A 24,747-nucleotide genomic window follows, 5' to 3' on the forward strand; every position below is an offset into this window, starting at 1 on the left:
ATCCAGCAGAAAGTAAGAAGAGGTCTATGATAGGATTTCCCGCCATGCGTCAGACCTGTCTCACTTTCTTAATTGCCTGTAGCCTGTTGCTCGCCGGCCTGCCGGCCTGGGCGTTGGAGTTTACTGCCGATCAGGTCACCAAGATCGATGGCCGAACGCATAAGGCTATCATCTATTACCGCGATCAGATGTGGCGGATCGAGCACCATACGATGGGGCCGGTGAACGTCAGTATCGTGCGGAAGGACAAGCAGGTCGTCTGGCTGCTGCTCTCGCGGATGAAACATTTCAAGACGCTGCCCTATAGTCCTGAGCAGGACCTCAGAGTCAGTGAACAGCTGGAGGGAGAAGTCTCGCGGCAGGAGATCGGCACGGAAGTGCGCGAGGGGCATCCGACGATTCTGTATGAAGTGACGACGAAGCAGGGGGAGTTGGTCGAGGCGTACTATCAGTGGGTGGCCACGGACATTCATTTCCCGATGAAGCTGGCAAGGAAAGACGGGAGCTGGATCGTGGAGTATCAGCATGTGAAGCTGCGGTCCGTGTCGGACTATCTTTTCAACCTTCCGCTCAATTTTCATCCGTTGGAAGATTTTAAGAAGCAAGAAACGCCGGAGCCTGTCGGGCCCGGCATGTAACGTAGCAAGGAGGCTGGATCGTGCGAGCATTAGGAATCATCGTCAGTGTTGTGATTGCAGGAGTAATCGGAATCAGCGGATCGGCCCATGCGTTGGATGTGTCCGATGTCGTTCGGGAATGGACTCCCGAGGGCAAGAAGCTCGCGATCGAGCGGGCGAAGTTGCCGGCTCATGACGAGATGGTCCGGATTCCCGCCGGGCCCTTTCTGATGGGGAGCGACAGGAAGGTAGACCGCAATGCCTACTCGGCAGAGCTCCCTCAGCGGACAATCCATCTCGACGCATACGAGATCGACAAGTTTGAAGTGACCACGTTGCAATATTTGAAGTACATCCTGGCCAAGGATCTGCCTCCGCTTATCGATTGGCAGTACGACGGTGGCAATTTCCAGGAGACGATGGCCAGCCATCCTGTGATGCATGTGTCCTGGGCCGATGCCGATACTTACTGCAAGTGGGCGGGCAAACGCCTCCCGACGGAGGCGGAATGGGAAAAGGCGGCGCGCGGCGAAGACGGGCGCATTTACCCTTGGGGCAATCAGCCGGCCGGCTTATCCCGTGCGAACTTCGGTCGAACCGGTTTGTCCGGTCCGGTGCGCGATCGTCCTGAGCGGCTGCTGCTCTATCCGCCGATCATTTCCGTGGACAAATACGACAATGCCGTCGGTCCCTATGGCACGTTCCAGATGGCGGGGAACGTGGCCGAGTGGGTGGCGGACTGGTACGACAAGGAATATTACAAGACCGCGCCGGATCGAAATCCCAAGGGGCCTGAGAAGGGCACCCAGAAGAGCTTCCGTGGCGGAGGCTGGATCGACAGCACGCCCAGCGTGCGGGGCGCGCAACGGAACGGAACGGAACCCAATACCAAAATGAACTGGATGGGTTTTCGCTGCGCGAAAGACGTAAAGGAATAGCGACGCGCAGGTCTAGGCTGATTGCTTTTGCTGAAGAAGAGCCTGGGCCTGCTCGCTGGCTTCTTTGACCAGGATGCCCATTTTCGAGTGGGAGGGTTCGAAGTCGACGGGGAGATGGTAATGGCGGAGGCGTTCGCTGGCGGTGGGGCCAATGGACGCCACGACCATTTTTCTGCAGGCTTCTGTGAACTGTGCGATGGCGCCGTCCTGTTCGAGTAACTGCATCACATGATCGATCTGCGCGGCGTTGGTGATCAACATCACGTGAACCTGTCCCGCAAGAATCTCGCCGAGCACCTGCCTTAACGGGCCCCTGTCTTCCGGGAGCGTCCAACGGTAAATGGGCACGGGAAAGACGTCTGCTCCACGCTGCTTCAGGGATTCCACGAGCTCAGGGTTGGATATGCCATATTCTTGCACCGCGACGCGCAGGCCCTTGAGGGGCCGGTAGGAGTCCAGCGTAGCGAGCACTTCCACCCAGGTATTCGGTTCCGGCACGGTGAGTGTCGGGGTGATGCCATGGGCCTTGAGTGCCGCAGCAGGCTTGGGGCCGCGAGCGACGGTTATCGTCCGCTTGAGCCCATCCAGGATCGACGGCAGGGGATGGCGCGATTGGAGAATGTCGAGGAGGGCGGTGGCGCCGACTCCCGTCATGAGGATCAGGAGATCGATCTGTCCGCCGATCAATTCGTCGCCCAAGCGCAAGGCGGCGGGATTATCCTGAATCGGAATTTCCTGGAGGGCAGGAGCCACGAGAGGCCGTCCGCCACAATGTTCGATCAGCCGGGCCATCTCCTTGGCCATACGGCTTTCGAATGATGCGACGCTAATTCCAGCAAAGCCTGTTTCTTTGGTCATAGCTGCGAATTAGAAATGCAAAATTAAAAATGCAAAAAGTGAAAAGAACTAGGCTCTGGATGTCTTCTTTACTTTTGAGATGATCGCTCCAAGGATCTTGGCGAGTTCCGAAGCTTCTTGCTCCAGAAGCTCTAATGAATCGGTTGTCGCAATGCCGGATTCGCGAATCAATCTAAGCCAGTAGCCCGTTTCGCGCGCTTTCTTGAGCGCGATGGCCATTTTACTCACGAAGTCGGCTTTACTCTGACCGGCTTGAGCTTCTTCAACGTTAGCCCCGATCGAGGTTCCGGATCGCAGGAGTTGGAGAGACAGACTCCTTGATGCGCCAGAAGTTCGCTCGAGGCCTCTGCACAGTTTGACGATTTGTAGGGCGAACGAGAACGTGCGTTCGACGATGTCCGCTCGGCCCCCTACTTTTTCATTTTGCATTGTTACTTTTGCATTGTGGCATCCAGCGCGCAGCGGAATCCCGTGGACTCGTTGCGGATCGTCGGATCGCTGTCCACGCGGGTGAAGATGCGGACTGTCGGGGTCTCGTTCTGCCAGCCTGCTCCCCGAATGACTTTCTTGATTCCGCTGTCCGGCCCTTGGGGGTTCTTTGCCGGGCTCTTCTCGTAGTATCGGGCGTCGTACCAGTCGTTGACCCATTCCCAGACGTTGCCGGCCATGTCGTAGGCGCCGAAGGGGCTCTTGCCCAATTCATAGCTGCCGACCGGCATCAAGGTTTTTTCGCCGGTCCATTGCTGATTGAAGTTCAGATGTTTGTTCGTGGGCTCGACATTGCCCCAGGGGAATCGCCGGTCGGCTATGCCCTTGGCCGCCTTTTCCCATTCCGCTTCGGTCGGGAGGCGTTTGCCCGCCCACTTGCAGTAGGCTTCCGCGTCGAACCAATCCACATTGATGACGGGCCGGTCGGTCATCGTGTCGGTGATGGCCTCGCCCTGCCAGAGATTTCTCGTCGGATTTTTAGGGTTCTGCGGGCCGCGATGGCCTGTGGCTTTGACGAACCCCAGATAGCGGCCGTTGGTCACTTCGAATTTATCGATAAAGAAGGTGTCCACAAACACGTCATGGCGCGGATACTCATCGCGCCCGCCATCCCGGTCCCCATGCGGGACCCCCATGGGAAAGGAGCCGGCCTGGACCTCGACCATCGGCGCGCCGTCTTTACCCGTCGGGGTCTTGGTCGGTTGGTCGGCGGCGAAGAGCGGGGATTGGTTCATCGAGAGGCAGAGCAGGGTCGCAACAAGAATCAATCGAAAAGACATGGCGGTGAACTCCTTGTTCAAGATCGAAAGCGGCCTCATCGTACCATAGCGGGAAGCGGAAGCGCAGCAGCCTAGCAGGATGCTGAAAAAGACCGCCAGCTTCGTTCTCGCTTCGCTCAGACCCTCAACGTACCCTCCGGGTACGATTCGGCCCTTCGCTCGCTGCGGCCTTGCTGGACGGCCTTTTTGAGCATCCTGTGGCGATTGCGGTTCCAGCACTGCGCGAAATATTTTCGCTATATTCCCCGCGCACACCGAGTTTTTCCGCAGCCTGCTAGACGGTGCAGAGAGTCCAATGGTCCTCCTCGTCCCCCTTGGGTTTTTAATTGACGGAGCCGAGGTGGCTCCCTACTATACGGGCACGATTACAATAGGGGTTAGCCATGGCTGTTCCGCTTCATCGAGGATTACGACATGTGGCGCTACGCGTCACGAATCTTGCTCGTTCCCGCACGTTCTACGAACAGTTGTTGGAGATGCAGGTGGTGTGGGAGCCGGACCAGGACAATGTCTATTTCAGCTCCGGCTCGGACAATTTCGCCTTACACCAGATTCCACCATCAGAGCTGGCGGCCTATCAACCGCTGAAGGGGCAATTGCTGGATCATGTTGGCGTCATTCTTGAAAGTCCCGAGGCAGTCGATCGGATGTATCGGGAGATTGAACCGCGCCTGCCGCAGCTGGGCGGACTGGTCGTGAAGCAGCCGAAGCAGCATCGAGACGGCAGCTATTCGTTTTATTTTTCCGACCCGGACGGGAACGTTATCCAGGCCCTGTATGAACCGAACATCAGCAAGCTGGAATGGGTAAAGGGTAAAACGTGAAATGTAATTCAGCCGCACACCTTTCACGTCTCACGCTTCACATTTCGCGATCATGAAAATCTGGGACAGCCTGCCGAAACATCAGTATCTCAGTCTGGCGCCCTGGTCCTGGGTGCAATTGGAGAGCGCCGAGGCTCCTGGGCCCTTTCCCTTTGTCGCAGGGGTGGCGCCGGAAGTCGTTGCCAGTCTCCAGGAAGCCCACAGCCTTCTCTCCAGCTCGATTGATACGGCCATTAGCGATGTCTTTTCCAAACGGGCTCCGGTGGACGATCCGGATCGCCAGAGACGATTGGAAGATGCCTATGCGGAAGTGATCAGCACTCGCCCCTATCTGCAACAGCATATTCGCTGCGGGCGAAAGCCTGACGGTACCTTTCAATGGGAGTTTCCGACCGACCCCACCAAATCCGCCACGGTCACCAACGGCGGGCTCAGGATTTTCCATTCCGTCAAGCGGCAGGCCATTCCGATCGGGTTCGATCAGCGCCAGTTGGGGCCGTTGGTGGGAAAGGTGTTGGGGTTGCTGGACGGCACGCATCAGACCGACGAAATTCGAACAGTGGTGGCGACTTCGGGGCGGGATGGAGAACGAGTCCTCACGCGACTGATGGAAGCGCTGCACCAGCATGAATGTTTGGTCAGCGCGGACACCTCTTCCGTCCGGTCCCGCTGGTTCGAGACCCTGCAAGATAAAGATATGCTCCATCTTGGGCATGCCGCATTGCTGTATCGGCAACGGGACCAAGCCTTGCTGTTCGATCCCTGGCTGCTTCCCTGGTTTGCAGAGTCTTCCATCCCCTCGCTCTGGGGATCGCTGCTGCCCAAGCCAGCTGCCGTATTTTTGACCCATGATCACGACGACCACGTGGACCCTCGCACGCTCTTACACCTGCCTAAAGAGACGCCCATCATCGTGCCGAGCCGAAGGAATCGCCGCATTCTGTCCTATGATTATCTGTCGCTCTTGCGAGAGTTGGGATTCGGCAATGTGATTGAATTGGCGCATGGGGAGAGTTGGGCCTTCGAGGGAGGGGCGGTCTACTCCGTGCCCTTCTACGGCGAAGACCCCTGCGACCTGGAAATGCCGCGCAACTGTTATCTCATTGCCGACCGGGGCTACAACGTGCTCGTGCATGCGGACAGCGGCCCAACGAACAGCGGCAAGTCCGCGCTCAAGGACGGAGTGATCCAGGCGCTCGTGCAGAAACATGGGCCGATTTCTCTGGTGCTTGCCTCGCAACAACAGTTGCTCGAAGTCCGTGGCCATGCGGCTCACGCGCCTCTGTCCCATCCAGGCAAATGGCTCGACGTGGGAGAAAACGGCTATCTCACGAACTCGTACCTGGCCGAGGTCTGTGCTGCGGCGAAGGCCACACTCTTCGTGTCCTATGCCACAGGCGGCGCAGACTGGTATCCAGATCATCTCTCGTTCATGTTCAGTAAACGAAATCCCGCCCGCACGGCCTTGTTGACGGCCCACTGGGAACGGCCGGAAGCGCTCAAGGATCTTCTTGCTCCCAAGGGATGCGGGTATCATTGCGGTCAGGCTCTGGATCTGTTTCGCGGCACGGCCGACGGGCTGGTGATGCCGATGAAGACCGGGGAGGCTTTGACGCCTCTGTCCCTCTACCGGCTCGACCATGGCGACCCTCCCTTCATGAAGGCCGGCAGCCCATATCGCTAGCAGGCTGAGGGAGACTCGGTATACGCAAAAGGCTGGGTAGAAATATTTCATTTGGCGTTGAAGCCAGAATAACCACAGGATGCTCAAAATGGCCGTCCAGCAAGGCCGCAGTCGATGAAAGCACCGGAGGCGTAGCCCCTGGCTACGTTGAGGATGCTTTCGAGGCGAGAACGACGCTGGCGGACTTTTTCAGCATCCTGTTAGATCGATAAGGATTGATTATGGCCATACGCAAGACAGAACAAGCTCCGATCCTCGTGACCGGCGTTGCAGGATTTATCGGTTTTCATACGGCGATCAGATTGTTGGAGCGAGGCGAGAAGGTGATCGGGCTCGACAACGTCAATGACTACTATGACGTGAGACTGAAGAAGGCGCGGCTGACGAAGCTGAAGCCCTTCAAACAGTTCACCTTCACCAAGACGGATCTGGCGAACCGGGTGAAGATGCGGAAGCTCTTTGCCGAACAGCCGATTGCGAAGGTGGTCCATCTGGCGGCGCAAGCCGGCGTGCGTTATTCGTTGGTGAACCCCCATGCCTATACGGACAGCAACATCGAAGGGTTTTTGAATGTTCTGGAAGGCTGCCGTCACGCGAAGGTGCAGCACCTTGTCTATGCCTCGTCGAGTTCCGTCTACGGCGGCAATACCCAGATGCCCTTTTCCATTCATGACAATGTGGATCATCCGGTCTCGCTCTATGCGGCCAGCAAGAAGGCCAATGAACTCATGGCCCATTGCTACGCGCATCTCTATCGGATCCCCTGCACGGGCTTGCGGTTCTTTACGGTCTATGGACCCTGGGGTCGGCCCGATATGGCTCTCTTCATTTTCACGAAGGCGATTCTGGAAGGGAAGACAATCGAGGTCTACAACCACGGAAAGATGCGCCGCGACTTTACCTATGTCGATGACATTGTCGAGGGGGTGATCAGGACCCTCGACCATCCGGCCAAGCCGAACCCTGCCTGGTCCGGCGATAAGCCCGATCCGGGAACCAGTTCAGCGCCGGCTAGGATCTACAATATCGGCAATCACCAGCCGGTTGAGCTGCTGCGCTTTATCGAGGTGTTGGAGCAGACGATCGGGAAAAAGGCGAAGAAGAAACTGTTGCCGATTCAGCCCGGTGATGTGCCCGCGACGTACGCCGATATCGAAGACTTGTCGCGGGATGTCGGATTCAAGCCAGCCACACCTATCGAGGTGGGGATTCCCCGTTTCGTGCAGTGGTATCGGGAGTTCTATAAGGTATAAGAGGCGCCAAGTCTCTTTCACCTCCTGCCAGAGCGACCTCAGCGTGAAAAAATCCTGATGATAGGATGCCGCTCCTGCTCAATGGGGCACGGCCTGCCCCCTGCTTGCCATGCCCCGTTGATGACGATCAGAGGATGAAGGAGCGTCGTAGCGCGGCGCCGTCATCATGCTGGGGCGATAGATCGGCATGCCGCTCAGCGACGGCACAACCGACAGAGGCTTGAGGGTCATCAGGGTACAGCCTGGCAGCTTCTTATTGGTGTACAACGGGACCCCGTCCGTTGGAGGGCATTCGCGCATCTGCGAGGGATCCGAGGCAATCGTGGTGTCGGAGAATGCCGCGGTCGCAGAGAGGAGCAGGAGCGTCGCCGCGATGGCGAGCTGAGGGATGAGTCGTTGCGCGCCGGTTGCGTGAAGTGGTTGGGCTGCCGGAGTTTGCATGGTCGTTCGCCTTTCTTTCTGTACACACCAAGAGTGTTCACAGGCTATTCCAGCGGACGCAAGGCCGTCTATTCACCTTTCGAGGGGGAGTCTGCTACCGATGGGGGAGGGGGCGAGACGGCTCAGATGGCCGATTTTCCGGGAGTCGCGATGCAAGCGATTCGGGCAGGAGTCCTTCGAGGTTCGGTAGGACGAGATCGGCTTCGGTCAGTTGTCCTGGAGGATAGGTGGTGGCGAGGGCGAGGACCTTCATGCCGGCGGCCTTGGCGGAGCGGATGCCGGCCAGGGAATCTTCGATCACGAGACATTGGGCGGCGGTGATCAGCGGGGGGCGGGGCTCTGCTGCATTCAGCCGTTTCAGGGCCGCCTGGTAGATCGCCGGGTCCGGCTTGCCAGTGGCCACGTCGTCCGCCGACACAATGACTAAGAAGTCCCGCTCGATGGCCGTCTCGCGCAGTGCCTGGTCGATTTGTTCCCGGCTGCCTCCCGTGGCAATGGCCAATCGATACTGAGATGTGGCGCGTTGCACAAACTCGACGACGCCGGGGAAGAGGGATGGCTTGTGGAGGGCTGTGTGGTTCCGGAAGAGCGTCGCTTTCCGATCCATGATGGTCCGTAGCAGATCCCGGTCACAGGCGCCATGTCGCGCAGTGAGGAGCGCTGCGGCGCAGGTGCGCTCATCCATGCCCAGGTAGGTGTCGTAGTAGTCTTCCTTCGTCAGCGAGAGGCCACGCTCGGTCAATGCTTGCTGGAAGCAATGGAGGTGGGGCGTTTCGTCGTCGGCAATGACACCGTTGAAATCGAAAATGATGGCGCGAATCATCGTTGGGCCTCGCTGGGTCGTCTCGTGGCGCCACTGTAGCGAAATGGCTTGCGTGGGACAAGCAGCTTTGCCTTGTTCCCTGCCCACTACTAAGGTATTCTCCCTTTTGAGTTGGTGAAACGTGAGCGGGAAACGTGAAACGTTCGAAGAGCCTCCCCCGGTTCCCCCACTTCTGATATCCGGAACATTTTTCGTATGACTGACTACGGCGTGCTGGCAAATCTGCTCGTGATTTTTACGGTGTCGATTGCCGTCGTTTTCGTGTTTCACAAATTCCGGCTTCCTTCAATCGCGGGCTTCCTGGTCGCCGGCGCGCTCATTGGTCCCCACGGGTTGAACCTCATCTCGGACATGGGCACGGTCCAAGTGCTGGCGGAGATCGGGGTCGTCCTGCTCCTCTTCACCATCGGTATCGAGTTTTCGCTGGCGCAATTGGCTTCCATGCGCCGCCTCATGTTTCTGGCCGCACCGCTCCAAGTCGGCGGCGTGCTGTTGATCGCCTGGCTGGGGGCGACGCTCGTCGGACTGTCCTGGCGGCAGGGGCTGTTCTGGGGCTTTCTGTTCTCCTTGAGCAGCACGGCGATTGTCCTCAAGACCTTGGCCGAACGGGGAGACAGCGACTCGATCCATGGCCGGGCCACGATCGGCATTCTCGTGTTTCAGGATTTGGCCGTTGTCCCCATGATGCTGTTGACGCCGATTCTTGCCAGCCAATCGGATGGAGGAGGGCTGGCGATTCTGCTCACCTTGGGGAAGTCGATCCTTGTCATCGTGCTGGTCATCGCCGCTGCCTGGTATCTGGTCCCCAAGCTGTTGGAACATATCGTGCGTAGCCGTAGCCGCGAATTGTTTCTGTTGACGATCATCGTTCTCTGTCTCGGCATCGCCTGGCTTACGTCGCTCGGAGGCCTGTCGTTGGCCTTGGGCGCGTTCATCGCCGGGCTGGTCATTTCCGAGTCCGAATACAGCCACCAGGCCATGGCCGAAGTGTTGCCGTTCCGCGACAGTTTCAACAGTCTCTTCTTCGTGTCGGTCGGCATCCTCATGGATTGGCGGGTGCTATTCGAGCATCCGTTGCCGGTGGCGGGTTTGCTGATGACGGTGTTGTTGGTGAAGTTTGTCGCAGGGGCCGGCGCAGTTTTGTTGGCGGAGGTTCCTCCCCGTTCGGCGATCATGGTGGGCATCGCCCTGGCCCAGGTCGGCGAGTTCAGTTTCCTGCTGGCGCAGCAGGGGCAAGAGAGCGGCTTTTTGCAGCGTGATCCCTATCAGATCTTTCTTGCGGTCTCGGTGCTCTCGATGATCGCCACCCCCTTTCTCATGCAGTGGTCGCCGAACTTGGCCCGCCGCGCGGAGGCCTGGCAGCGGCTTCGTCATTGGCTGCCCAGTCGCACCACCGCCCACGTTCTGCATGCCGAGGGCAAGCAGATCCGGATGAAGGACCACGTCATTATCGTGGGGTACGGATTGAACGGGAGAAATCTTGCCCGTGTCCTCGGCGATACGGAGATCCCGTACCTGGCCCTGGATCTCGACGGCGATATTGTCAGCCGTGAAGCGAGTCACGGAGTGCCGGTCTACTATGGCGATGCTACGAATCCGAACGTGTTGCGGCACATGAAGATCGAGGATGCGAAAGTGATGGTGGTCGCCATTTCCGATCCGTTCATCACCAGGCGGGCCGTGCAGGTGGCCAAGGGGCTTAATCCAAAGCTGCACGTCGTCGTGCGGACCCGCTATCTGCGCGAATTGGAGGAGCTGCACCAGCTCGGCGCGGATGATGTGGTGCCGGAAGAATTCGAAACCTCCATCGAGATTTTCGCCCTGGTGCTCCGCACCTACAAATTGCCGCAGGAATTTGTGACGCAAAAGGCCGAGCAGGTTCGCCGTGAGGGCTATGCCTTGCTTCGACGGAGTGAATTGCCGGAACTGGCGCATCATCTTCGTGGCGGGACCTTGACCGATACGGAAGTCGAAACCTGTCGCATCGACGACGATTCGCCCGCGCAGGGAAAGACGCTGACCGAGATTTCTCTCCGTCCACGCACGGGCGCGTCGGTGATAGCCTGGACGCGAGCCGGTGTGACGCAGTCGAATCCGTCGGAGAAGACCCGGTTGCTGGCGGGGGATATCGTGGTGTTGCTCGGGTCGCGCGCGCAGATCAGGCAGGCGATGGGGCTGCTCGTGCGGATGGGCGCGGAGTAAGCCGCCGCCGGTTAACTCTTCCAGCGAAGCGTGACCCGCTCCTTGAGCGGATGGTCGAGGGGCTGTCCTGTCTGCACCGACGCGAGATGCGCCGCTTTCAACTTGTAGTACCACTTGGCCGGCTTATCGGCATCGTCGATGAGCATCAAGGACGGCTTGTAGCGTAAGCCCACCGTTTGGCGCTCCATCGCCTCCCGATCCTGCCTCATGAACACGTTGGCGAAATAGCGAAAGATGGTTTTGGAAAACGGCAGCCAGCCGAGGCAGTTCCAGGCTGCGGTGAAGTCGATGCGGCATTGCTGGTCCGTGATCGGCGTGACCGTGGCGCGGGTGGAGACGAAGAGCGATCCACATTGGACGAACTCGAACCGCTGGTTGGGCAACACAAAGTCGATGGTCGTCGTGAGCGGCGCGCCGTACAGCATATTAAAGAGCTTATAGGGTCCGCTGTTTTTGGACGGGGCGTGCGGCGACATGCGGAAGCCGTTGGGAATCGGTTCGAAGGCCTTGGCCTTTTCGTGCATGCTTGCTTGGGTGCGCCACCAGGAGCTTTGATGGACGAAGGGGCCATGGGCCGGGTCCATCAAGCCGACGATGCCGTCGTCGATGGTGCAATCCAAGAGCGTCGAGATATGAATCATCCGATAGGGAGCCGAGGGGAGCGGCAGCGGCGGCACCTCCGGCACGACCTGGTTCGGTTGTTGAGGGTCGGGAATGAACACCCACACGTAGCCGTCTCGCTCGTGGCAGGCGTAGGTCGTGATGCCGATTTTGCCGGCTTGAATGGGGGAGTCTGCGACCAGCGCAGGAATTCCCTGGCAACGGCCGGCCTGATCGAACCGCCACCCATGGTAGGCGCATTCGACGCAGTCGCCTTTCATTTTGCCAAACGATAACGGCATCGCGCGATGGGGGCAAATATCTCGCATGGCTGCGACGGCCCCCTTTGAGGTTTTGCAGACAAGGATCGGGAGGCCCAGCAGGACGGTCCCTTTCAGACTGTCGGGAGCGAGGTCGCTGCTGAGGCAAGCGGGATACCAGAAGCCGAATAGTGGCGCGTTCTTGGAGTGCTTAATTTCTGTAATGAGATCGCTATTCATGGAAAAAGGAGGGACGCACGTGAGAGGACCAGCCTGGCTGTGAATATAGCGAGCAGGTCATAGAACGTCAAGCCAGCTGGCGAGCGGTCGTCTGCCCAGTCTTCCATTACGCGCGTCCCAACCCCATCCTCCACTCCATTTTTTAGGCCAGGTTGCCTGGGTGGTCTCAACTGTGCGCCTCGCAGGACTGCATTTTTGCTTTCCATCTTGCGCGATCCTTTGCGTCTTTTGGCGGGGTGGCCTGCTGGTCTCCCATTGCGCGCGTCCAACGAGGGCCTTCTGAGGCCGCGCGTTGCGCGAGCACAGGAGACCAGCAGGCTACCCCGCTCCCTTCCCTTCCTTGACAAGAAAAAGAAGCGGAGACTATAGTCAAAACATCATTGAAACCGCTGTATTCACGCGAGTCTGACTGAAAAAGAGGGCGTTATGACAATTGCGCAGATGGATCCATCCGTGGCCTTGGCAGATCTACAAGCTTCCAAGCCTGAGAGGGTGACGATCGTGCTGCTGAGCGGCGACATGGATCGAGCGATGGCGGCGTTCATCATCGCTACAGGGGCCGCAGCCATGGGGATGCAGGTCACGGTCTTTTTCACCTTCTGGGGTCTCAATGCCATTCGCCGGAAAGGCGCGGCCAGCTCTGCGAAGGATTGGCTCCGTCGGATGTTCGGCCTGCTGAACAAAGGGGGCGCGGATAGCCTGCCCCTCTCGCGGTTCCATTTTGGAGGGCTGGGCACGACGATGATGAAAAAAGTTATGAAGCAGAACCGGATGCCCGGTGTGCCTGAGCTCATGGAGACGGCGTTGGAGCTGGGGGTTCGCTTCATTGCCTGCACGACGACCATGGGGTTGATGGGCATTACGAAAGATACCCTCATCGAGGGCATCGATCAGTTCGCGGGGGTGACGACCTATCTCGCGGAAGCCAAGCAGGGCAGCGTGAATTTGTTTATCTAGCAGGCTGCGGAAAAACTCGGTTGATACGGAAAGTATAGCCAAAATATTCCATACGGTGTTGGGGCCAGAATAACCTCAGGATGCTCAAAACGGCTGTCCAGCAAGGCCGCAGCAAGCGAAGAGGCGAGGCGTACTCTTCGGTACGTTGAGCCTCTGAGCGACGCGAGAACGCCGCTGGCGGACTTTTTCAGCATCCTGCTAGACGCGAGTGCTGACATGGAGAGGAACGCATGATTCAAGCCGATGTGAAACTCGATACGCTGGGGTACTTTTGCCCGATGCCGATTATCATGACCTTGAAGAAGATCAAGGAGCTGACGGTGGGTCAGGTCCTGGAAGTCGTGTCAGACGACGAAGGCATCAAGAAAGATATGCCGGCCTGGTGCGACACGACCGGTCATCAGATGGTCGGGCTCGAAGAAGAACAGGCGAACTCGGGCATGATCTATAAAGCCTTTGTGAAAAAGACGAAGTAATCGCATAGGCGGGGACTGAGTGAGAGAGAAGCCGGAGGGATGATGATCAGACCTCCGGCTTTGTTGTTTCAATGCCGGGTGGGGTCGGGCGTGGATCGCATCGTCGAATGTGTGCCGAACTTCAGTGAGGGGCGAAGCCGGACGACAGTCCGCGCGCTGGTGGACGCGGTGGAATCCGTGCCGGGGGTCTGGCTGTTGGACCAGACGATGGATCGGGATCACCATCGCTCCGTCTTGAGCTTTGCCGGCGAGCCGGATGCCGTCGCGGAAGCGGCCTTTCGCGCCATTCGCGTCGCGACCGATCTTATCGATCTTCGAAAGCATGAGGGCGTTCATCCACGGGTGGGGGCGACGGATGTCGTGCCCTTCGTGCCGGTGCATGGTGTGGCGATGCAGGACTGTATCCGTCTGGCGAAGCGGTTGGGGAAACGGGTGGGGACTGAGCTGGAGATTCCGGTGTTCCTGTACGAGCAAGCAGCCACGCACCGCGATCATGCTCCGCTGGAATCGGTCCGCCGCGGAGGGTTGCAGGGTCTGGCCTTCCGTATGGCTTCCGATCCGGACTGGACACCGGATTTTGGGCCTCCGCACCTCCACAAGACGGCCGGAGCCATGGTGATCGGCGCGCGACCTCCCTTGATTGCCTTCAATGTCAATCTCCGCTCAACGGATCTGGCTTTGGCCCGCTCCATCGCGAAGGACATTCGCCAATCGAACGGCGGTTTGCCCCATCTCAAGGCGATCGGGGTGGAGTTGGCCAGCCGTCGCATGGTGCAGGTGGCGATGAATCTCACCGATCACGTCATCACGCCGATCCATGTCGCATTCGAAGCGGTCCGGTCCCGCGCAGCCGAGCAAGGCGTGGCGGTCGCGGGAAGCGAAGTGATCGGACTGGTGCCGCAAGCGGCGCTGGTTCAGGTCGCCGCTCATAGTGTGGCGCTCGAACAGTTTGATGCCACGCAGGTGTTGGAGGCAAGGGTAGAGGCTCGGCTGTTTGGTAAGCCGGCAGAGCAGGCCTCGTTGCGCAAACAGGAGCCGGTCGATGTGCCGGAGCAATCGCTCGCGGATTTCCTGGAGTCTGTGGCAGCGGCGACTCCGATTCCGGCCGGCGGCACGGTTGCGGCTTTGGTAGGAGCCCTCGCGGCTTCGCTGGGAGTCATGGGGGCGAGGCTCAGCAAGCAACGGACAGTCGAACGTCGGCTGAGTGAGATTAGCCTGCGGCTGCGCGAGCTGATGCAAGCGGATGGCGAGGCCTATCAGCGATTTGTCCAGGCCACGAAGCTTGCGAAGACAGACAAGACTCGTCCTTCCACCTTGTCTGCGGCGCTCCATCTTGCGACGGAGATCCCGCTCGAAATCGCTGAACAGGCGACGGAGGCGGGGGCTCTGCTCCATGCCTGTTCGGCAGGGGTGAAGCCCCGCGTCCAGTCTGACCTGACGGTTGGATTACTGCTTGCGATTGCCGCAGCGGATGCGGGGCGCCACACAGTCGCAGGAAACATAAAAATACAACACAATCAACGGCTTAAACTGTCTCTTCTTGGCCGAATGCAAGAAATGACAAAGCGTCTTGAGGAACTGAGGGGGCTATGCTACACTGCGCCTCTTAGTCAGGGACGGGTTCGCACGAGGAAAAAACCTGTACAGGCATCGCCTGGGAAAGTAAATAGACGGGAAGAATGGAAATCAAAGTCTTCAATAATAACGTTGAAAAAGCCCTCAAAGTTGCCAAAAAGAAACTCGCGGGGGAAGGCCTCTTCCGAGAACTGAAGCGTCGGCGGTTTTATGAGAAGCCGAGCGTCAGGAAGAAAGCCAAGGAACGCGAAGCGCAGCGTCGTCGTCAAAAGTGGTTGGCGAAGCGTAAGCCAGAGTAAGCGTCTGTTCGCGGGCTTGCCCGTTCGGTTGATCGCATTCCTCCCAAGGCCTCCGTACTCACTTCTAGTCCATGCGCCAGGATCAGATCACGGCTGCGCTTCGAGTCGTGAAGCGCGAGATTCGGCAGTGGGAGGAACCGGTCCTCGGCGTGGTGTCACGCGAGTCGAACCGCGACCCCTTCCGCATCCTCATTGCCTGTCTCCTCAGCCTCAGGACTAAAGATAAAACAACCGGTGAAGCCAGTGGCAGACTCTTCGCCCTGGCGCATCAGCCTGCCTCGATGCTGGCTCTTCCGCTTCAGAAGATCGAACAAGCCATCTATCCCGTCTGTTTCTACCGGACCAAAGCCAAATCGATCCATGCGATTTGCCGCCGCCTGCTGAGCGACTATGGCGGCGCAGTGCCCGATTCCATCGAGGAATTGGTTACGCTGTCCGGGGTCGGCAGGAAAACGGCGAATTTGGTGGTGACGGTCGCATTCGGCAAGCCCGGTATCTGCGTGGATATCCACGTGCATCGCATCAGCAATCGCTGGGGCTATGTAAAGACGAAGACGCCGGAGGAAACGGAAGAAGCCCTACGACGGAAGTTGCCGAAGCCTCACTGGATCACGTTCAACGATCTGCTCGTCCCCTACGGCCAACATCTCTGCCAGCCGGTCTCGCCCTTTTGTAGCCAGTGCAAACTTACTGAATATTGCGATCGAGTTGGAGTAACGCGCTCGCGCTGAGCGAGCGCGAGCGAGACGCGCAGGACGGGTGCGAAAAGCGGGACAAGCAGAATCAGGGTTTGCTCGTCGCGCTTGTCTCGCTTTTCACGCGAGTCTTGCGCTAGCGTTTCGCTAGATGAAGAGTTTGGTTTCTGCGTCCGAGGTGAGCGCAATAATGGCGGGGAGTCCCATGACTTCGTCCACGTTCTTTGTTACGACAGCAGGGTCAACGCCCATGTATTCCAGTCCCGCGCTACAGGCAATGAGCCGGAATCGGCCGACCAGCTTCGCATCCTGAAACATTTCTGAAATCTTCGGGACTTTCTTTTCTTTCAGCAGTCGAGTCACTTCCTCCGCCGATGAAGCATATTCCGGTGGAAAGTCGATCACGTCGATCTTTCCCTCGGCCAGCTTCTTGATCGTCCAGAATAAGAGGATCACGATCACGTCTTTCCCCATCGCGGCAGCCGTGAGGCCCAGGGTCGCAACCTGGTGCAGGGTATCGTAGGTGGCGTGGTGGGCGAAGATGACGAACTTGGGTTGAGGCGGCATAGGCGGCGGCTACTTCTTGGTGGCGCGTGCTTTGACGCTATTGATGTAATCAGTGATGGCCGCATCGACTTCGCCCGTGGTCATGGGGCGGTCATGCGTTTCACTCTCGTCGACAAGGTACTTGTCCTGGTCTTTTTCCTGCCGCAGGACCACCGAATTCTCCGGTGTCACCTCGATCAGCATGAACCATTCGCGCACCCCCTGCGTGATGACGACCTCTTTGCCCAGGCCTTTTTTCGTAATCTCGATATGAAGATCCTCGGATGCGCCGACGGAGGAGGGCATCGTCAAAAGACCCAGGCCCAGGACCGCAATCAAGATCCAGACGCTGATTCGACCTATGCAGAGAGACCGGCTCGACATAATATCGCGATTATAGCCCGCTCAGAAACCTGCCGCAAACCCTCGCGGCCGCTTGGTTGTTGGCTTGAGTGCTCCCAGGTCGCATGCTAGGATGCGCGTCCCATGGATAGCCTACTCGCAACAATTCAGCAATGGATTCCGGTCGATGTGCTCATCGGTCTCACCGTGGCCTCGGTCATTGGTTTTATCGGATCGCTGATTGCCATCCCGCTGATTCTGGTCCGTCTGCCTGCCGACTATTTCGATACGCGCACGCCCCGCCATTGGATGAAAGACCATCATCCTTTGCTGCGCCTGCTGGGGCTGGTCGTGAAGAATATCGTGGGCGCGGTGTTTTTTTTGGCCGGGTTTGCCATGCTCTTTTTGCCGGGGCAGGGCCTGCTGACGATGTTGATCGGGGTGTCGCTCATGGACTTCCCCAGAAAGCGCGAGCTGGAGGCCAAAATGGTCGGCCAGCCGACCCTGTTGGGCGTCATCAATACGATGCGCCAGAAGTTTCATAAACCACCGCTGACCCTGGCTCCAGACCCCTAAACCCCATGCCAAGCACCGATTCCAGCCGCAAGACGCTCTATCTGATCGATGGGAGCGCCTACATCTATCGTGCCTTCTTCGCCCTGCCGGCGATGAATAATTCCAAAGGTCTTCAGACCAACGCCATCCTCGGCTTCACGACGATGTTGCTGAAGATTATTCGCGAGAAGAAGCCGGATGGGATCGTCGTGGCGTTCGACGAAAAGGGGCCGACCCTGCGCCACGCGGAGTTCAAGGACTATAAAGCGCAGCGGCCGCCGATGCCGGACGGGATGAGCGCCCAGATTCCCTATATCCATCGCATCGTGGATGCCCTCAACATTCCCGCAGTCCGGCAGTCCGGTCATGAGGCGGACGATTTGATCGGTACCCTCGCGCACCAGGCGGAGCAGCATGGGTACGATGTCGTCATCGTCACTGGCGACAAGGATATGTTCCAGCTCCTGACTCCCCACGTGCGCATCTACGATCCGGTAAAAGACAAATGGCTTGGTGAAGCGGAATGTGTTGAGCGTTTCGGCGTGGAGCCGGCGCGCGTCGTGGAGATCATGGGGCTCATGGGCGATGCGTCGGACAATATTCCCGGTGTGAAGGGCATCGGTGAGAAGACGGCGATGAAGCTGATCGCTCAGTTCGGCACGATCGAAGAACTCTTGCGCCGCGTCGAAGAAGTCACGCCGCCCAGGATCAAGGCCCTCCTGATCGACCAGGCCGAGAACGCTCGTCTCAGCCGGAGGCTGGTGACCATCCAGCTGGATAGCCCCATCCCCTTCGAGCCAGAGACCTATCACATCAAGCCGCCGCATCAGGACCAGCTCACCGATTTGTTGCGAGAGCTGGGATTTACCTCATTGCTCAAATCCTTTCAGTCCTCGTTCACACAAGCTGAGAAAGAAGTGGTGGAGACGGAGTTCGTGCAGGATGAATCCACCGCGCAGCGATTTGTGGAGGGCTTGCCGCAGGGAGGCGTGCTTGGCCTGCAATGTCTGCTGTCCTCTGGAACCGGCGCCGCGTCAGATGTGCAGGGGATCGCGCTCTCCACGGGAGAGAGGACTGCGTTCATTCCGCTCGACGTCCATGCCTACATGCGGCCGATCATCGCGCTGCTGCATGACTCCACGAGAACCAAGGTGGTTCATGATCTGAAAGCGACCCTATTGGTCTTTCACCGGATCGGCGTGACCCTCGCAGGTCCCTATCTGGACACGATGGTGGCGGACTATCTCCTCAATCCCAACCGCCGCGATCACCAGCTTGAGACGATTGCGCTGGAACTGCTGGACCATCGGCTGGGGACAGGGAAGAAGGAGAAGGCCGCGCCGAAATCCCTCTTCGATGAGGAGGATACAGGGTCACGAGAGGAAGCGACGGAGGCTGCATCTGTGCTGGCCAGGCTCGCCCAGCCCTTGACGGAACGGCTGGCGGAGCAGGGCAGCCTTACGCTCTTCAACGATGTGGAGATGCCGCTCATCCCAGTATTGGCCGAGATCGAGCGGAACGGATTCTTATTGGATGTCGAAGGTCTGCACAAGCTCAGCAAAGAACTGGAGCATGATCTCGATAAGATGATCGAAACGATCCAGGGCATGGCAGGCGGCGAGTTCAACATCAATTCGCCCAAGCAGCTCGCCACAGTGCTCTTCGAGAAGCTTGGGCTCAAACCGATCCGGAAAACCAAGACCGGCTACTCGACCGATGAAGACACGCTGGCGCAGCTTGCCGCACAACATGAATTGCCCGCGCAGATCGTGAACTACCGGAGCCTCAGTAAGCTCAAGTCCACCTATGTGGACGCCTTGCCTGAAATGGTGAATCCTGAGACCAAGCGGCTCCATACCTCGCTTAATCAGACCGTCGCGGCCACCGGACGGCTTTCCTCCACCGAGCCGAACTTGCAAAATATTCCGGTGAAGGGCGAGTACGGACTACGAATCAGAGAAGCCTTCATTGCGCCTCCCGGCCATACCCTGCTCTGCGCCGACTATAGCCAGATCGAGCCTCGCATCCTCGCGCACCTGTCGCAAGATCCTCGCTTGCTCGCCGTCTTTGCGAAGGGGGAGGACATCCACATGGCGACGGCCATGGAGATTTTCGGCTTGCCCTCTAGCCAGATCACGCGAGACATGCGGCGCGTGGCCAAGACGGTCGTCTTCGGGATTGTGTATGGGATCAGTCCCTTCGGCCTGGCTTCAAACATTGGCGTGACGCAGGCAGAGGCGAAGAAGTACATCGAGACCTTCTTCGAGAAGTTTTCGGCCGTGCGCGCCTTGATGGACCGGAATATCGAAGAAGGCAAAACGAAGGGTTACACGACCACGATCCTCGGGAGGCGGCGTCCGATTCCCGAGTTGCAAAGCGGCGATCCCGCGCAGCGTGGCTTCGGCGAACGGATGGCGGTGAACAGTCCGATTCAGGGCTCAGCGGCAGACCTCATCAAGGTGGCGATGATCAACGTGAGCCGGTTGCTGCATCATGAGCTGCCCCATACCAAGATGATCCTCCAGGTCCATGACGAGTTGATCTTCGAGGTGCCGGAAAAAGACTTGGAAGAGGTGAAGCAGCTCGTGAAGCAGGAGATGGAAGGGACGGGGAAGAAGCTGGGGCTGTCGGTGCCGCTGAAAGTGGATATGGGTACGGGCCATAACTGGCGAGTGGCGCATCCATGAGCGAAGAGCGGGTCCTGTCGTCAACCAGCCCGACCGTCCTCGCACCCCGCCCGGTGTAGGAGAAGAGGGGGTGGCCCGTTAGTCTCCCTTGCTCGCGCAACGCGCGCCCTCAGAAGGACCTCGTTGGACGCGCGCAGTTGGAGGCTAAACGGGCCACCCTTTAGGGATGAAACTCCAAGCGGTCTGGCTCCCAGGTCAAGGCCATCCTGAGGGAAATGGGCATGCCCATTATCGATATACCCTGTAGCAGGCTAATCACATGAGCGATGCTCATTTTCAGTGGAAACGTTTTTGGTATCCAAGAGGCTCTAGTCTCAACCTGGCAGATGCTGGGTACCTTCCTGATCCTGATTCCCAATCAAGCCAATTCTGGAACAAGGACGTCGTATCTTTCGAAGAAATATCCGGTGTGAGAGCACTTGTTTTGCTCGGCGATCCTGGCATGGGGAAATCCACAATTCTGTCGGAGCAGGAGTCTGTTTGGGGAGAAAGGCAACATGATTCAAGTGGGAAGTCTCTCTTTGTAAATCTCCGCTCCTATCAATCAGAGAGCCGACTAGCGGCTCATCTTTTTGAAAGCCCTATTTTTAAGGAGTGGTTAGCGGGCACGCATGCTTTGCATCTTTTCTTGGACAGCTTGGACGAAGGCTTGTTATCGATCAGAGTTCTAGCCGCTTGCCTGGTAGATGAGTTCAAGAAACTACCGTTTGAACGCCTTTACCTCAGAATTGCTTGTAGAACGGTAGAGTGGCCGGATCTTCTTGAGAAGGGCCTCGCAGATTGGTTTGGCAAAGAAGTCGTCCAACATTATGTGCTCGCACCTCTGAGAAAAAAAGATGTCGAAGAAGCGGCCCGCGTTTCCGGTTTGGATGCAAAGCTTTTTCTTGGACAAGTCGAATCTTCAGCCGTCGTCCCATTTGCCATCAAGCCCATCACCTTGAAATTTCTGCTATCGGTGTATCGGAAGCAGGGAGGTCTGCCCAGTTCCCAGTCAGCCCTCTATCTGGAAGGATGTCAATTGCTTGCTGCCGAGACAAGCGAAAGTCGGGGTACAGCTGGATACAGAGGAGAGCTTACCGCAGAGCAACGGCTGGCGGTGGCAGCTCGAATTGCAGCTAGCATGATATTTGGGAATCGAAATGCTGTCTATTCAGGCACAAATCCATCTGAGGCTTCCGATGAAGACGTCACAATTCGTGAATTATCAGGGGGGACCGAGTCAGACAACAAAGATCGGTTTAACGTAGGAGAAAAAGAGATTGGGGAAGCTCTTGGCACCGGTCTTTTTTCAACTCGCGGTCCGAATCGGATCGGTTGGGGGCATCAGACCTATGCTGAATTTCTGGCTGCATGGTATCTGAAGAAGCATGATGTTTCGATTTCTAAAATCAAGAGCCTAATCACTCATCCAGATGATCCAAACAAGAAGATCATTCCACAATTGGGTGAGACTGCTGCATGGCTGGCTGGAATGATTCCAGAGATATTTCAGTCTATTGTACGGGCTGAGCCGGATCTGCTGTTGAGAAGTGAGGTAGCTACAGGAGATTCTCCACGGCGGGCTGCCTTGGTCGAGGCGTTGTTGCAGCTCTACGAGGATGAACACGCCTATGATCGCGACCGTCAGCACTACAAGAATCTGGCACACCCTGGTCTAGGAGACCAACTTCGTCCTTATATTACTGATAAGACAAAGGGGGTAATAGTACGGCGTGTGGCGATCGACATAACAGAATCTTGCAACATCCAAGATCTGAACGATGTCTTAGTGAAAGTGGCTCTTGATACGTCAGACAACCTGGCGTCACGAATACAAGCTGCTTCTGCAATCTGGAGAATAGGCGACGATCAAACAAAGAAAAGGCTCAAACCTCTAGCTTTTTCAGATGATGCCGATGACCTCCGCGATGAACTCAAGGGCAGTGTTCTCAGGGCCTTGTGGCCTTCTCATATCACGGCAATAGAATTATTCCCTCTTCTAAAGCAGCCAAAAAGTGATGGATTCATTGGTGTTTACCGGATTTTCCTTTCATCGGAGCTCGTTAAAGATCTGGCCCCACAGGACTTAATCCCAGCTCTCGAATTCGTGACCAGTTTGCCACAACCACGCCACAAGATGGGCTTATCTATGGAATCTCTCATGGATGGGGTTGTAATGAAGGCATGGGAAAACATGGATGTGCCAGGAGTGACTGATGCACTCGCCAAATTTGTGGCGTCGCGGTTGAGGCATCACGATGAATTAATAAAAGGCGGACTCGACAAAACCGACCATCTCACCTTTTTGCAAGATGAAGATAAAAGGCGTCGGTTGCTTAAGGCAGTCCTTTCAGCCGTTGCGGAGGGTCCTGATAGTGAAGGCTCATGGCTCTTATTCACTCACACACTAATCGTGCGGTCAGGGGATTTCGCTTGGCTCATTTCATACCTTGACCAAAATCAGAAGCAAGACATTCAGAACGTTGTGGTCGATCTCCTTGTGAGACTGTTCAATAGTTTTCCTGAACACAGATCTCCAGAATACTTGGATGCAATTCATGAGGCTTGCAAGAGACATCCACTGGTTGCGGACAGGTTCAAATGGGTTTGGGAACCGATAAGTTTAGATTCCGCGCAAGCTCAACAACTCAAGACCCGATATGAGGAAGAAGAGTCATGGAAACGACGAATAAATAAGCCTCCACTCAACCCGTCTCCCGATGAAAGACTGGCTAGAGCCCTTCAGGAGTGTGAGGATCGTAATCCCACGGCGTGGTGGAGCGTTACTCGCGAGCTGACTCTAGAACCAACCAGCACTGGCTACGATTCGGGTTTTGAATGGGACGTGATGAAACTGCCGGGCTGGCTGTCGGCCGATGAAGCAACCCGAGAAAGAATCGTTCGCGTGGCAGAGAAGTATGTTCAATCTGATATTCCCGCTGCATCCAATTGGCTTGGGACGGGGCAATGGAGTCGGTCGGTAATGTCGCAGTGGAGCGCCGTAGCTTTACTCCAAAAGGTTAGGCCCATGGTCATGCAAAGCTTGTCGGCCGATCAGATTGGAAGATGGTGCCCAATTATTCTTGCCTTCCCATTTCTGAATAACGACAGCGATCGATCCGTTAAGAAAGAATTGCTCAAGCTCGCCTACCGCAAATCTCCACTCGCCGTGCTTGATACAGCAAAGGTCTTGATAGAAAAGGAAATTGAAAAGGGAGAGAGGATAAGCACTGCAACAGAACTGAATGGAATCTGGAATGAGGAAATCGCCAAGTTGCTCTTGGGCTATGCCAAGGCCAGCGCGACTACCCCGAAATCCATGAGCTCTTTGCTCAGTGTATTATTTGCTCATGACGACTTGGAGGCACAGTCATTTGCTTCTGCTTTGATTCCGACGCCACCACCTTCGGGCGATCCAGAGAGAGCGAGGGCAGTTGCCGCTGCGCAAACCTTAATGCTCGACACCAAAGATGTCGGCTGGTCGATAGTGTGGCCCGCAATGCAGGCGGATGAAGACTTTGGCGAGCAAGTCATTCTCGGAGTTTGCGTAGATGATTATGGATCTATTGGGCTTAGATTGAACGAAGATCAACTTGCGGATCTTTACGTGTGGCTCACACGTCATTTTGAATCTCCTAAGCACTCAGATGGGAAAGCTCATTGGGTTGGGCCTCTTGAATATGTAGACCTGTGGCGAAACGCTATCATTCAACTATTGACACATCGAGGAAGCATTCGCGCATGTGAGGCAATTAAACGACTTCAGCGAGAACTTCCAGAGCTAGACTGGCTCAAGTGGGTGCTTGTGGATGCGCAAGCACAGACTCGTAGGGCTACGTGGGTTCCAGCTCGACCACTGGACATTGTGAAGCTCGCCACTAACCGTGAGTCGCGTTTAGTCCAGAGCGGGGATCACTTGATTCAGGTGCTGGTTGAGTCATTAGGACGGCTTCAAGCTCAGTTGCAGGGAGAGACACCAGAGGCTCAATTTCTCTGGGACAATGTTTCAAGGTCTGACGCCAGGCCCAAAGATGAGGACACTTTCTCTGATTATGTAAAGATCTATCTGGAGAAGGATTTAAACCAAAAAGGTATTGTGCTGAACAGAGAAGTCCGCATTCATCGGGGAGAACGAACTGATATCCATGTGAATGCTATCATTCATGCCGCCTCAACAGAGTCGTATGATTCGATCACTGTAATTATTGAATGCAAAGGCTGTTGGAACCCTGGAGTGCACGATGCGATGCGAGATCAGTTGGTCGGCAGATATCTTAAAGATAACCGTTGCCAACATGGTCTCTACTTAGTGGGCTGGTTTAATTGTGCGAAGTGGTCTGGTCAGGATGGGCGGAAAAATCAGGCTTTTAGGCTCTGCCCTAATATTGATGACACAAGACATAAGTTAACCGCTTCCGCCGCGGACCTTTCACAGGATTCAATCAGAGTAAAGTCTGTTGTGCTTGATGCCTCTTTACGTTAGAGCTGCTTATTCTCAGCCTCTACTGTATCAATCGGTTGGCATTCAGGCAGGTGTAGAGGGATCTGGCTGATTTAGCGTCTCCCGCATTGTTTGAATTGTTGTGCAGTTTTAGTGCAATTGCGTGAAGAATGACGGGGAGTGTGGG

22 protein-coding genes are annotated in these 24,747 nt (G+C 56.8%); 14 read left to right on the plus strand and 8 right to left on the minus strand.

Features of this window, described 5'->3' with window-relative positions; translation table 11 throughout:
- Nucleotides 1–26 precede the first annotated feature (26 nt).
- Nucleotides 27–638, plus strand: a complete 612-nt coding sequence (locus tag NT179_12310; GenBank protein MCX5722792.1) for a hypothetical protein — start codon at nt 27–29, stop codon at nt 636–638.
- Between the two features lie 20 nt (nt 639–658).
- Nucleotides 659–1,555: an SUMF1/EgtB/PvdO family nonheme iron enzyme gene (locus NT179_12315; protein MCX5722793.1), complete on the plus strand. Its 897-nt coding sequence runs from the start codon at nt 659–661 to the stop codon at nt 1,553–1,555.
- A gap of 12 nt (nt 1,556–1,567) precedes the next feature.
- Here the strand turns inward: NT179_12315 and NT179_12320 are convergent, their stop codons facing one another.
- The 3 genes from NT179_12320 to NT179_12330 all read right to left on the minus strand — a co-directional run bounded on the left by NT179_12320 (nt 1,568) and on the right by NT179_12330 (nt 3,681).
- Complete coding sequence (locus NT179_12320; protein MCX5722794.1) at nt 1,568–2,359, minus strand: uroporphyrinogen-III synthase; 792 nt, start codon at nt 2,357–2,359, stop codon at nt 1,568–1,570.
- A gap of 102 nt (nt 2,360–2,461) precedes the next feature.
- On the minus strand, nt 2,462–2,842 hold the full coding sequence (locus NT179_12325; protein ID MCX5722795.1) for a four helix bundle protein: 381 nt from the start codon (nt 2,840–2,842) through the stop codon (nt 2,462–2,464).
- Nucleotides 2,843–2,844: 2 nt separating this feature from the next.
- Nucleotides 2,845–3,681, minus strand: a complete 837-nt coding sequence (locus NT179_12330) for an SUMF1/EgtB/PvdO family nonheme iron enzyme (protein MCX5722796.1) — start codon at nt 3,679–3,681, stop codon at nt 2,845–2,847.
- Between the two features lie 383 nt (nt 3,682–4,064).
- Here NT179_12330 and NT179_12335 point away from each other — a divergent pair, with 383 nt between their 5' ends.
- From NT179_12335 to NT179_12345, 3 genes are all read left to right on the plus strand, one after another.
- Nucleotides 4,065–4,505, plus strand: a complete 441-nt coding sequence (locus NT179_12335) for a VOC family protein (GenBank protein ID MCX5722797.1) — start codon at nt 4,065–4,067, stop codon at nt 4,503–4,505.
- Nucleotides 4,506–4,557: 52 nt separating this feature from the next.
- Nucleotides 4,558–6,189: an MBL fold metallo-hydrolase gene (locus tag NT179_12340; protein ID MCX5722798.1), complete on the plus strand. Its 1,632-nt coding sequence runs from the start codon at nt 4,558–4,560 to the stop codon at nt 6,187–6,189.
- 221 nt (nt 6,190–6,410) lie between these two features.
- Nucleotides 6,411–7,442, plus strand: a complete 1,032-nt coding sequence (locus tag NT179_12345; protein MCX5722799.1) for an NAD-dependent epimerase — start codon at nt 6,411–6,413, stop codon at nt 7,440–7,442.
- Nucleotides 7,443–7,520: 78 nt separating this feature from the next.
- Here the strand turns inward: NT179_12345 and NT179_12350 are convergent, their stop codons facing one another.
- The gene (locus NT179_12350) at nt 7,521–7,883 is read right to left on the minus strand and encodes a hypothetical protein (protein ID MCX5722800.1); all 363 of its coding nucleotides are present in this window, start codon (nt 7,881–7,883) and stop codon (nt 7,521–7,523) included.
- Nucleotides 7,884–7,977: 94 nt separating this feature from the next.
- Nucleotides 7,978–8,706 carry an HAD family phosphatase gene (locus NT179_12355; protein MCX5722801.1) on the minus strand — a complete coding sequence of 243 codons (729 nt, stop codon included), beginning with the start codon at nt 8,704–8,706 and terminating at the stop codon, nt 7,978–7,980.
- A gap of 195 nt (nt 8,707–8,901) precedes the next feature.
- On the opposite strand from NT179_12355, the gene NT179_12360 reads away from it, so the two are divergent.
- Nucleotides 8,902–10,908: a cation:proton antiporter gene (locus NT179_12360; GenBank protein MCX5722802.1), complete on the plus strand. Its 2,007-nt coding sequence runs from the start codon at nt 8,902–8,904 to the stop codon at nt 10,906–10,908.
- Nucleotides 10,909–10,919: 11 nt separating this feature from the next.
- Here the strand turns inward: NT179_12360 and NT179_12365 are convergent, their stop codons facing one another.
- Nucleotides 10,920–12,008, minus strand: coding sequence for an aromatic ring-hydroxylating dioxygenase subunit alpha (locus NT179_12365; protein ID MCX5722803.1), 1,089 nt, complete (start codon nt 12,006–12,008; stop codon nt 10,920–10,922).
- Nucleotides 12,009–12,434: 426 nt separating this feature from the next.
- On the opposite strand from NT179_12365, the gene NT179_12370 reads away from it, so the two are divergent.
- The 5 genes from NT179_12370 (at nt 12,435) to NT179_12390 (ending at nt 16,046) form a co-directional block, all read left to right on the plus strand.
- Nucleotides 12,435–12,965, plus strand: a complete 531-nt coding sequence (locus tag NT179_12370) for a DsrE/DsrF/DrsH-like family protein (GenBank protein MCX5722804.1) — start codon at nt 12,435–12,437, stop codon at nt 12,963–12,965.
- A gap of 230 nt (nt 12,966–13,195) precedes the next feature.
- Nucleotides 13,196–13,441 carry a sulfurtransferase TusA family protein gene (locus tag NT179_12375; GenBank protein MCX5722805.1) on the plus strand — a complete coding sequence of 82 codons (246 nt, stop codon included), beginning with the start codon at nt 13,196–13,198 and terminating at the stop codon, nt 13,439–13,441.
- A gap of 39 nt (nt 13,442–13,480) precedes the next feature.
- Complete coding sequence (gene ftcD, locus NT179_12380) at nt 13,481–15,211, plus strand: glutamate formimidoyltransferase (GenBank protein MCX5722806.1); 1,731 nt, start codon at nt 13,481–13,483, stop codon at nt 15,209–15,211.
- On the plus strand, nt 15,121–15,315 hold the full coding sequence (gene rpsU / locus NT179_12385) for a 30S ribosomal protein S21 (GenBank protein MCX5722807.1): 195 nt from the start codon (nt 15,121–15,123) through the stop codon (nt 15,313–15,315). Before ftcD ends, rpsU begins: the two co-directional genes overlap by 91 nt.
- 71 nt (nt 15,316–15,386) lie before the next feature.
- Nucleotides 15,387–16,046, plus strand: a complete 660-nt coding sequence (locus NT179_12390) for an endonuclease III (protein MCX5722808.1) — start codon at nt 15,387–15,389, stop codon at nt 16,044–16,046.
- A 111-nt stretch (nt 16,047–16,157) separates the two neighbouring features.
- Here NT179_12390 and NT179_12395 read toward each other — a convergent pair whose 3' ends face one another.
- Together NT179_12395 and NT179_12400 are read right to left on the minus strand one after the other, a co-directional pair.
- Nucleotides 16,158–16,577: a hypothetical protein gene (locus tag NT179_12395; protein ID MCX5722809.1), complete on the minus strand. Its 420-nt coding sequence runs from the start codon at nt 16,575–16,577 to the stop codon at nt 16,158–16,160.
- A gap of 9 nt (nt 16,578–16,586) precedes the next feature.
- Entirely contained in the window at nt 16,587–16,940 is a 354-nt protein-coding gene (locus tag NT179_12400) for a hypothetical protein (protein ID MCX5722810.1), read from the minus strand.
- Nucleotides 16,941–17,042: 102 nt separating this feature from the next.
- Here NT179_12400 and NT179_12405 point away from each other — a divergent pair, with 102 nt between their 5' ends.
- The 3 genes from NT179_12405 (at nt 17,043) to NT179_12415 (ending at nt 24,602) form a co-directional block, all read left to right on the plus strand.
- Nucleotides 17,043–17,474, plus strand: coding sequence for a hypothetical protein (locus NT179_12405; protein MCX5722811.1), 432 nt, complete (start codon nt 17,043–17,045; stop codon nt 17,472–17,474).
- Between the two features lie 5 nt (nt 17,475–17,479).
- On the plus strand, nt 17,480–20,140 hold the full coding sequence (polA, locus tag NT179_12410) for a DNA polymerase I (GenBank protein MCX5722812.1): 2,661 nt from the start codon (nt 17,480–17,482) through the stop codon (nt 20,138–20,140).
- Between the two features lie 259 nt (nt 20,141–20,399).
- On the plus strand, nt 20,400–24,602 hold the full coding sequence (locus NT179_12415; GenBank protein MCX5722813.1) for a hypothetical protein: 4,203 nt from the start codon (nt 20,400–20,402) through the stop codon (nt 24,600–24,602).
- Nucleotides 24,603–24,747 lie beyond the last annotated feature (145 nt).

The organism is Nitrospirota bacterium (genome assembly GCA_026387665.1).
GTDB lineage: Bacteria > Nitrospirota > Nitrospiria > Nitrospirales > Nitrospiraceae > Palsa-1315.

Coding starts and splice junctions, on each gene's coding strand:
- NT179_12310 (MCX5722792.1), top strand. CDS start 27: ATGATAGGATTTCCCGCCATGCGTCAGACCTGTCTCACTTTCTTAATT.
- NT179_12320 (MCX5722794.1), bottom strand. CDS start 2,359: ATGGCCAAGGAGATGGCCCGGCTGATCGAACATTGTGGCGGACGGCCT.
- NT179_12325 (MCX5722795.1), bottom strand. CDS start 2,842: ATGCAAAATGAAAAAGTAGGGGGCCGAGCGGACATCGTCGAACGCACG.
- NT179_12330 (MCX5722796.1), bottom strand. CDS start 3,681: ATGTCTTTTCGATTGATTCTTGTTGCGACCCTGCTCTGCCTCTCGATG.
- NT179_12335 (MCX5722797.1), top strand. CDS start 4,065: ATGGCTGTTCCGCTTCATCGAGGATTACGACATGTGGCGCTACGCGTC.
- NT179_12340 (MCX5722798.1), top strand. CDS start 4,558: ATGAAAATCTGGGACAGCCTGCCGAAACATCAGTATCTCAGTCTGGCG.
- NT179_12345 (MCX5722799.1), top strand. CDS start 6,411: ATGGCCATACGCAAGACAGAACAAGCTCCGATCCTCGTGACCGGCGTT.
- NT179_12350 (MCX5722800.1), bottom strand. CDS start 7,883: ATGCAAACTCCGGCAGCCCAACCACTTCACGCAACCGGCGCGCAACGA.
- NT179_12355 (MCX5722801.1), bottom strand. CDS start 8,706: ATGATTCGCGCCATCATTTTCGATTTCAACGGTGTCATTGCCGACGAC.
- NT179_12360 (MCX5722802.1), top strand. CDS start 8,902: ATGACTGACTACGGCGTGCTGGCAAATCTGCTCGTGATTTTTACGGTG.
- NT179_12365 (MCX5722803.1), bottom strand. CDS start 12,008: ATGAATAGCGATCTCATTACAGAAATTAAGCACTCCAAGAACGCGCCA.
- NT179_12370 (MCX5722804.1), top strand. CDS start 12,435: ATGACAATTGCGCAGATGGATCCATCCGTGGCCTTGGCAGATCTACAA.
- NT179_12375 (MCX5722805.1), top strand. CDS start 13,196: ATGATTCAAGCCGATGTGAAACTCGATACGCTGGGGTACTTTTGCCCG.
- ftcD (MCX5722806.1), top strand. CDS start 13,481: ATGATGATCAGACCTCCGGCTTTGTTGTTTCAATGCCGGGTGGGGTCG.
- rpsU (MCX5722807.1), top strand. CDS start 15,121: ATGGAAATCAAAGTCTTCAATAATAACGTTGAAAAAGCCCTCAAAGTT.
- NT179_12390 (MCX5722808.1), top strand. CDS start 15,387: ATGCGCCAGGATCAGATCACGGCTGCGCTTCGAGTCGTGAAGCGCGAG.
- NT179_12395 (MCX5722809.1), bottom strand. CDS start 16,577: ATGCCGCCTCAACCCAAGTTCGTCATCTTCGCCCACCACGCCACCTAC.
- NT179_12400 (MCX5722810.1), bottom strand. CDS start 16,940: ATGTCGAGCCGGTCTCTCTGCATAGGTCGAATCAGCGTCTGGATCTTG.
- NT179_12405 (MCX5722811.1), top strand. CDS start 17,043: ATGGATAGCCTACTCGCAACAATTCAGCAATGGATTCCGGTCGATGTG.
- polA (MCX5722812.1), top strand. CDS start 17,480: ATGCCAAGCACCGATTCCAGCCGCAAGACGCTCTATCTGATCGATGGG.
- NT179_12415 (MCX5722813.1), top strand. CDS start 20,400: ATGAGCGATGCTCATTTTCAGTGGAAACGTTTTTGGTATCCAAGAGGC.